The sequence below is a fragment of the Occallatibacter sp. genome, assembly GCF_036502485.1.
Taxonomy (GTDB): Bacteria; Acidobacteriota; Terriglobia; order Terriglobales; family Acidobacteriaceae; genus Telmatobacter.
In genome coordinates this window covers 84,910-91,917 of record NZ_DASXYM010000002.1, presented here as the reverse complement: position 1 = coordinate 91,917, position 7,008 = coordinate 84,910, and the positions used below count along the sequence as shown (strand labels likewise).

General features: G+C 60.7%; 5 protein-coding genes and 1 tRNA gene. 4 read left to right on the top strand and 2 right to left on the bottom strand.

The window, feature by feature from the left end; all coding sequences use genetic code 11:
* Positions 1-752, bottom strand: a 752-nt coding sequence (locus tag VGL22_RS00490; RefSeq protein ID WP_465264907.1) for an ABC transporter ATP-binding protein, incomplete at its 3' end; no start/stop codon positions are given.
* Between the two features lie 238 nt (positions 753-990).
* Entirely contained in the window at positions 991-2,382 is a 1,392-nt protein-coding gene (locus tag VGL22_RS00485; protein WP_465264906.1) for an efflux RND transporter periplasmic adaptor subunit, read from the bottom strand.
* Positions 2,383-2,814: 432 nt separating this feature from the next.
* On the opposite strand from VGL22_RS00485, the gene VGL22_RS00480 reads away from it, so the two are divergent.
* The 4 genes from VGL22_RS00480 (at position 2,815) to VGL22_RS00465 (ending at position 6,969) form a co-directional block, all read left to right on the top strand.
* On the top strand, positions 2,815-4,542 hold the full coding sequence (locus VGL22_RS00480) for a GWxTD domain-containing protein (protein WP_465264905.1): 1,728 nt from the start codon (positions 2,815-2,817) through the stop codon (positions 4,540-4,542).
* A 136-nt stretch (positions 4,543-4,678) separates the two neighbouring features.
* Positions 4,679-6,331, top strand: a complete 1,653-nt coding sequence (locus tag VGL22_RS00475) for a carboxypeptidase-like regulatory domain-containing protein (RefSeq protein WP_465264904.1) — start codon at positions 4,679-4,681, stop codon at positions 6,329-6,331.
* 182 nt (positions 6,332-6,513) lie between these two features.
* Positions 6,514-6,589, top strand: a tRNA-Lys gene (locus tag VGL22_RS00470).
* A 164-nt stretch (positions 6,590-6,753) separates the two neighbouring features.
* Complete coding sequence (locus tag VGL22_RS00465; protein ID WP_465264903.1) at positions 6,754-6,969, top strand: hypothetical protein; 216 nt, start codon at positions 6,754-6,756, stop codon at positions 6,967-6,969.
* Positions 6,970-7,008: the final 39 nt, after the last annotated feature.

Below are 7,008 nucleotides of genomic sequence, written 5' to 3'. Positions count from 1 at the left end.
TACCGGAACCGCTTGGAGGGCTCGTCCGAGTGGACCTGGCCGTCGCGGATGTGGACCACCCGGTGAGCATACTCGGCGATGTCGGGCTCGTGCGTCACCAGCACGATGGTGTTGCCCCTGGCGTGCAGACTGTCAAACAGCGACATGATCTCGAGGCCGGTCTTGGAGTCGAGGTTGCCGGTGGGCTCATCGGCCAGGATGATCGAAGGATCATTGACCAGCGCGCGGGCGATCGCCACGCGCTGCCGCTGGCCGCCGGAAAGCTCGTTGGGCTTGTGATGCATGCGCCCCTCGAGCCCCACATCGCTCAGCACTTTCTTCGCGCGCTCCAGGCGCTCCGCCGTCGGGGTGCCGTTATAGATCAGCGGTAGCTCGACATTGTGCAGAGACGTCGCCCGCGCCAGCAAGTTGAATGTCTGGAAAACAAAGCCGATCTCCTTGTTGCGAATGCGCGCCAGCTGGTCATCGTCCAGCTCGCTGACGAGCTGGCTGTTGAGCCAGTAGCGGCCCTGGGTCGGCGTGTCGAGGCACCCGATGAGATTCATCAGCGTCGACTTGCCGGAGCCCGAGGGACCCATGATGGCAACGTATTCGTTGTGGCGGATGCGGACATTGATCCCGCGCAGCGCGTGCACCTGCTGCTCGGCCCCCATGTCATAAGTGCGCCACAGGTCCTCGACGACGATCACATCGCCGTCGGGCGGGCTGGAGGGTTGTGCCAACTCTTCAGTGCTGATGCTGTCTAGAGCCATTCCCATCTCATCCTCTGCCTTGCTGCAATCCGGAATCTCCGGCGCGGCAAGCGGATTCACCTGCGCGCGTATCAGTAGATACGCATTACCAAGCTTACGGTTCCCGGCCGGCCGGCCGGCCTCCGGCTTCCCGGAAAACGTTGCAGCAGGGTTAAAAGCCAATCCGCGATTGCAAGCCCATCCAGGCCGTCGAACGCAGTCTCTATCCGCGCCCGTTCAAACTCCCCGGCTTAGATGCTTACGAGTTGTTCGGCGCCGCAACAGCGGGCTTCACCGTATCCCGTTTCACCAGCGAATTCTCTTTCAACCCTCGCAATGTTTTATACGGACCAGTGACGATTTCGTCGCCTTCTTTGAGGCCGGACACAATCTCGATGTCGGTCGCGCCGGTGATGCCCGTCTTTACGAGAACAAAGTGAACTCGCAGCTTGCCCTGCTTGTCCTTGCTGAGAACATACACACCCTGCTGATCCAGCGGGTTGGTGGACGATCCCGAACCGGATCCGGAACTGCTCGACGCGGCCTGGACATTGCCGTTTGTGGCTGGCTTGTCCTCAGGCTTGATCGTCAGCGCCTGGATCGGCAGAGACAGCACGCTGTTCTTATGGGCGGTGGTGATCCTGGCCGTAGTGGAAAGGCCCGGCCGGAGCGACTCGTCCGGCTGGTCGAGCGTCACCACAACCTTGAAGTCCTTGGCCTCTTCCGTGCCGGTGGTGGACTGCGATGTGGCCACTCCGGTAGAGCGGAGCAGCGCCTGATCGCCCACCAGCGTGACATGGCCCTTGAACACCTTGCCGGGGATGGCATCCACCGTGATGTCCGCAGCCTGCCCGATCTTGACGTTCACGATATCCGTTTCATCCACCTTGACCTCGGCCGTAACCACGCTCATGTCGGCTATCGTCATCAGCGTGGAGCCTTCGGCGTTCTGGATGCCGACGACGACCGTCTCGCCTTCGCGCACAGGCAGGTTCGTTACCAGGCCGTCAAACGGCGCCACAGATACGGTCTTATTCAACGCATCCTCGTTGAAACGAAGCTGCGCCGTGGCGTTGTTGACGCGGGCGCGCTGCGACTCGGTCTGCGCCTTGGACTGCGCCACAGTCGCCTGCATCTGGGCGATGGTCGCAACAGCCGTGTCATAGGCGGCCTTCTTGGCGTCGAAATCCTGCTTCGCCATGATGCCGGCCTGCAGCAGGCTCTGCGCACGGTCCCAGTCGAGCTTCTTCTGCTCCAGATCAGCCTTGGCGCGCTCCAGGTTGGCTTCCGCGGTCTTTTCCGCTGCCACGTAGGAGTTGACGTCCGTCTTGGCTGAGGCGATCTGCGCCTGCTGCGCCTGCACATTGGCCTCCGGCTGCACGCTCTCCACGGTGGCGATCGTCTGCCCCTTCTTCACGTGGTCGCCTTCTTTAACGTAGAGGTGGGTGATCCGCCCGAACGACGTGGCGCCTACGTTCACGTAGGTCTTGGGCTTAATCTGGCCGGTTCCGCTGATGACCGTGGACAAATCCTCCCGCACGATCTTGGCGGTGAGGACCTTGGTGTAGCCAGACTGCTGCTTGACCACCATAAAGGTCACAAGCCCGGCGGCGACAAGAATAGCGACAACGATCAGAACAATCTTCTTCATGTTCGGTGCTTGCTCCCAGGGATGATTCCTACCAGTTTACGCAATCTGCGCATTGCCGGTTCCACAGGATCCGGTTGAAGTGTCGCTTTTGCGTATATAAACATTGTGAAGTCAGAAATTTGACGCCATCTACAACTGTTCGGGCACGCCCGCTCCAGCCAGTGCGCTTCCTGCCGCGGCCAAAGACTTCTCGCCCGGTCCTGCAAACACGCATGCGGGATTCAAAGGTTTACCAGGGTGCGCCTGCCTAATGGACGCAACGCTCGCCACCGTAGTCTCAACATTCAGTGTAGGCTCTAACTCTTTTTCGCGGCGATGCGGTGATGACCTAAAGCCCCGGAACCACGTCCAATACCCAGCCAACTCCGGGTGGAGTCTTGCCGGGTGTTCCGTGTACCCGTAAAATAGGGCAATCCAGGAGTTTCAACCCCGATGATGTCCAACCGCCGTTCGTTCCTAGCCGTCGCATTGGTTTGCGGCCTGATACCGGTTTCCTCCAGCCGGCTCTTCTCTCAGCAGTCCGCAACCCCCAAAGCGCAAGCCCAGCCGTCCACCGGCCAGGACGAACCCGATCCCCTCAAGCGCCAGCGTTCCGACAAGGAGCAGTTCCAGGCCCAGCGGGAAGTCAAAAAAGAGCTGAAGGGCGCCTATCGGACCTGGCTCGACCAGGACGTTGCCTACATCATCAGCGACGAAGAACGGAAAGCCTTTAAGAACCTCAGCAACGACGAAGAGCGCGACGCCTTCATTGAGACCTTCTGGCTGCGCCGCAACCCCAATCCGGATTCCCCCGAAAACGAGTTCCGCGAAGAGCACTATCGCCGTATCGCCTACGCCAATGAGCACTTCGCTGCCGGCAAGCCAGGCTGGAAGACGGACCGCGGTCACATCTATATCGCCTTCGGCAAGCCCGACTCCACCGACTCCCACCCTTCCGGCGGCGCCTACCAGCGCCCCATCGATGAAGGCGGCGGCGAGACCTCCACCTTCCCCTTCGAAACCTGGCACTACCGCTATCTCGAAGGTGTCGGCGACAACATCGACATCGAATTCGTGGACACCTGCATGTGCGGGGACTACCACTTCACCATCGATCGTGGCGAAAAAGACGCGCTGCTCCGCGTGCCGGGCATGGGCCTCACCCAGTGGGAACAGATGGGCATGGCCAAGAAACAGGACCGTTTCCATGGCGGACCGGAAACCCTCGGAACCGGCCCCATGGCTTCGAGTCAGCAGTCCAAGGAATTCGACCGCATCGAGCTGGCCGCGAAGCTGTTCGCGCCGCCGCCCGTGAAATTCAAGGATCTGGAAGGCTTCATGTCGGAGCACAAGATCATGAATGGCCCTCCGTTCCCCTTCGACGTGCGTACCGACTTCGTCAAGGTCACCGACAATACCGTGCTCGTTCCGGTGACGCTCCAAATCCGCAACCGCGACATCACCTTCGAGACCAAGAATGGCGTGGCCCGCGGCGTCGTCAACATTCTGGGCAAGGTCACCACCATTACCCACCGCACCGTGCAAACCTTCGAAGATACCGTCGAGGTGGAACAGCCGGCTGAGTTGCTGGAAAAGAGCCTGGATCGCCAGTCCATCTATTGGAAGGCCTTGCCGCTGCTTCCCGGAGCCTACCGCCTGGATATCGCCATCAAGGACGTGCACAACCCGGACCACATGGGCCTCTACGCCCGCAGTCTCGAAGTGCCCAAGTTCTACGACGAAAAACTGGCGACGTCGACACTGATCCTCGCCGACCAGATGGCTGCCGTGGATTCGCACTCCATTGGTGCGGGAAACTGCGTGATCGGGAACACCAAAATCTGCCCGCGCGTGAGTTCGGCCCCCGCCGTGCCCATCAGTTTCAAGCGCAATCAGCAGTTAAACTTCTGGATGCAGGTCTACAATCTGCAGATCAACGACCAGACCAAAAGCAACGCCGCTACCGTGACGTATCAGATTATTGATACGGCAACGAACAACGTAATTTTCGAGAAACAACTCGATTCAAAGGAGTTGGGGGCGCACAGCGATCAGCTCACCGTTGAGAAATCGCTCCCCATGGCCGGTCTTCAGCCAGGCAAGTACAAGGTAACAATTAAGGTGAACGACGAAATCTCAAAACAAGAGATTGCGCAATCGGCACCTTTTGTCGTGGAATAGTAAGCACACTCCCGCGCGCACCAGTTACCGGACCCAAGAGCCTGGAACGAGCACGGGGCAAATTGCTGGAGACATTCCGCCAGGGACGCCGCCGGGTTACACAGAACAGGTGATACTCCGAAGGCTCCATCTCGCGTTGTTGTTGACACTCGCCGGCTTGGGCGTAGCTCCGCTTCACGGAGCTACCCCCGGATCCGTGTCCGGCGTGGTGCGCAACTCTGCCGGCGTGCCGCAAATGGGCGCGGTGGTCCAGCTTCTGCGTCCCGACCTGTCCGTAGCCGCCAGCGTCTATACCAACTCCAAAGGACATTTCGCGTTCTCCACGGTGAGCCCCGGCCGTTACTCGATCAAAGCCATGGGTACCGCATTCCTGCCTTCGCTGCGCGAGAACGTCCGCGTGCAGACCGCCACTGTTGTGAACCTGACCCTCAACACCCTGTATGAGGTGATGCAATGGCTCCCCGCCCAACCGCGTTCCGCCAACGGCCAGAAAGACGACTGGGCATGGACGCTGCGCTCGGCAGCTAACCGTCCGCTGCTGCGCTGGCTGGAGGACGGGCCACTGGTGGTGGTCTCGGACGGACGCTCCAAGCCCAAGCTGAAGGCGCGCCTGATGGCCACCGGCGGAGCCGGCACCTTCAGCGAAGATGGCCAGCGCATCACGTTTGAAGTGGAAGACACGCCCTCCGACAGCCGCGAACTTCTGGCCCACGTCGACTTCGCGCCCGGCACCGACGCCAGTATCGAATCCACGCTGGGATTCCGGCAGGAGCTGGGATTCGCCGGGTCCGTCCAGTCTGTGGGCGCGGTCTCCATCCATCCTGAAGTGGTGGGTGGCGGAGCGGAAGGCCTGAACGAGGCCGCGGTCAACTCCTCTGAAAACATCAACATGGGCGACGAATTTCAGGTCGAGGCAGGAGCCCGCCAGATTTTTGCCCGGTTCGCCCAGGACTCCCCCAACACGGTCGTTGCAGCTCTCCCGTACCTGTCCATCGGCTGGCGCAAAGGCGATTCGACGGTGAGCTACCGCTTTGCCACCGCTGTTCCTGACGGTCGCGGCCTGAGCGAGATGCAGGCGGGCGCGTGGATGCCGGCGCTTGCTCTGCGCGACGGCCGCCTGGTGATGGAGCGCGGAATGCACCAGGAGATCGGGTGGGAGCGGCGTACCGACGACTCGGGTGTTGCCGTGATGTTCTATGCCGACAGCCTGAGCAATCCAGTGATCGAGGCCATGGCGCACAACGGTGCTCCGTCCTCTCCAGACGCAATGTATGACCAGACGAGCCGGCTGATGCGGGCTGCGGCAACAGGCTATTCAAGCACCGGCATCGTGGCCACAGTGGAGCGCAAGCTGCCGCGCGGCAACCATGTCCGGCTGAGGTATGCCAATGGCGATGCTCTGGTGATGCAAGCCACCGAGCGTCCCACTCCCTTGGGCCAGCTCGTTTCTTCGGCGCGTCCGCGTCGCGCCCAGATGTATTCCCTGTCTCTCTCCGGTACCCTGGACGGCACCGGGACCCGCTGGCGCGCAAGTTATCGCTGGCAGCCTGAGGACACGGTGACCCGCATCGCTCCTTTCGCCGCCGACGCCGACGAGCCTTATCTCAACATCCATCTGCGCCAGCCGGTGTATGCTGCACGTCTTGGCGCACGCAGCCTTGATGCCATGATCGACCTGCGCAATGTGCTTGCCCAGGGCGAGCGGCCCTTCGTGCTCACAGATGGTTCCATGCTGGTGTTTGCGCAGGATCAGCGCGGCCTGACCGCCGGCCTCGCGTTCACGTTTTAGTCCTCTTTCCGAGCACAGTCTGTGAGGTTCTGCCATCGCGGTTCAGACCGTCAGGGCACACACGCGCACGTGTCTCCGCGCTTTTGGAATCGACGCGCGCCTATGTTATATTCATCAAGTAGCGCGAGACGTTCTTCGCGCCACTGTGCCTGCAATTCCCGCCGCACAGTGCTCCATGCAGTGGACGCGTAGCTCAACTGGCAGAGCATTCGGCTCTTAACCGACAGGTTGCTGGTTCGATTCCAGCCGCGTCCACCAATCTCCCCAAATTAGGACATCAATGGCCGATTGGCGCGCGACCGGCATGCGTCAATTTGCAACTAAGTTGGGGCAAGTGTCTGTCGTGTACGCGTTTGCGGTACAGCCGCGCGGCAAGTTACCGTCTGGCTCGGAGCCGCAACTCGGTTAATATAGTATTCAAGATGGTCGAAGAGAACAGCAAGGCCAAGGCATCCTCATCCTCCCTTCGCGACATTCTGTCTGTCATGGAAGAGCGTTCTCATCTTGGTCTCGATGACGAGTTGGCGCACAACCTGAGGCGGATCCTCAACCGCAGAATTGCCAGAGCAGAAAGCGGCGCCTATCGCGCGCCGGGGTCCTTTGTGCTGGTGGAAGAAGAAACCGAGGTCGGCGTCTAGGACCTGGCCGCTCTCACCCGAGCGCTGTAATGCTCACGC

What these genes read in the sequence shown, in the direction of transcription:
- VGL22_RS00465 (WP_465264903.1), top strand. Translation starts at nt 6,754, where the DNA reads ATGGTCGAAGAGAACAGCAAGGCCAAGGCATCCTCATCCTCCCTTCGC.
- VGL22_RS00480 (WP_465264905.1), top strand. Translation starts at nt 2,815, where the DNA reads ATGATGTCCAACCGCCGTTCGTTCCTAGCCGTCGCATTGGTTTGCGGC.
- VGL22_RS00485 (WP_465264906.1), bottom strand. Translation starts at nt 2,382, where the DNA reads ATGAAGAAGATTGTTCTGATCGTTGTCGCTATTCTTGTCGCCGCCGGG.